The organism is Paenibacillus sp. P4_A7, from assembly GCF_056402455.1.
In genome coordinates, this window is record NZ_JBFUHJ010000789.1 from 1 (window position 1) to 1,215 (window position 1,215).

At 46.5% G+C, this 1,215-nt stretch carries 1 protein-coding gene; it reads right to left on the reverse strand.

Annotated features, from left to right (window positions below):
* Positions 1 to 237: 237 nt before the first annotated feature.
* The coding region (locus AC1DWN_RS34015; RefSeq protein ID WP_477563227.1) for an IS110 family RNA-guided transposase at positions 238 to 1,215 on the reverse strand (978 nt) is incomplete at its 5' end.

Here is a 1,215-nt window from a genome sequence, read left to right on the forward strand (position 1 = left end):
CCCATATACTTCCATTTACTGCACGCATTCTCCACGCCGCCCTTGGAGGTTTTCACTCCCATGTCTTAACGGGTCAATGCCCTCTCATTCCTTCGTTACGCCTTTCCAGGGGGTGGAGGCCGGTCTTGCTAACGGTACGGGTCGGTGCCCTTTGGTTTAATACATCCGGTACTCCGTGCTTTCTTTGAAATCCTGCGAATAAGCCAAAACTCGTACAACGAAACGGTAGATTATTGGTTAAGCTGCTAACTGAATAGGCAACGTTTTAGGAGGGTTGTAGGCTTCACCACTGCGAGCCATTCCAACTAAGATTCTGGCTACTTTACCACAGAGCTTCATAATAGACCTCATTTTCTTCATCTTCTTTATCTGTACATTATAGGCATGCATGGCTTTGAACTCTGGATTGTTCGCGACTAAACTTAAGGTCATCATAAAGATGAACCGACGGAGACGAGAACGTCCACGTTTGCTAATCTTCATCTGCCCGGTCCATTTACCTGAGCTTGCTTCTGCGAGGTTGAGACCAGCATGACGTAGCAGGGCATTGCCGTGTACAAAGCCGCTTAAATCGCCCGCCTCCCCTAGAATACCAGCCAGCGAAATGGCACTAATCCCTTTGACAGCAAGCATGGATCCTGCAAATGGAATGCGTTCTAAAACGGCAACAATCTCTGTTTCTACCGTTTGCAATTGGAGGCAAGCAAGGTCGTATTCATCAAGAAGTTGCTTCAAGTGAAGTCTATAGGCGTGCGATGCTTGCTTAGAACCAACAGAACGGCTGGCAAAAGAGAGTAGAGCTCGGGCTTTTCGATCACCAGAATGCCGTTTCATAAGGGATTTCCAACCTCGTAAGATATCTTGTGGCTGTAATTTATCCAGTTCTTCAGGCGTAGGGAAAAGACGAAGTGTGGCAAGTGAACCCGTACACATGATGTTCTTGAAGACTTGTCGCAGCTCAGGAAAAACAACGTCAACCCATCGATGGATTTGGTTTTTCGCACTAACGAGTCTCGTGACGACTGAGTCTCTGTTGGAGAGATAGACACGTAATTCTTCAAATGCTTYTGGTGTGTTGCGAATGAACGAGTAGTAGCCGTTTTTGACCATATCTGCGATGACTAGAGCATCCTTTTTGTCACTCTTGGATGGCGTATTGTCGCGGTTCTCTTTATTCTTTTTCACGAGATGTGGATTGACTAGAACGACTTCAAA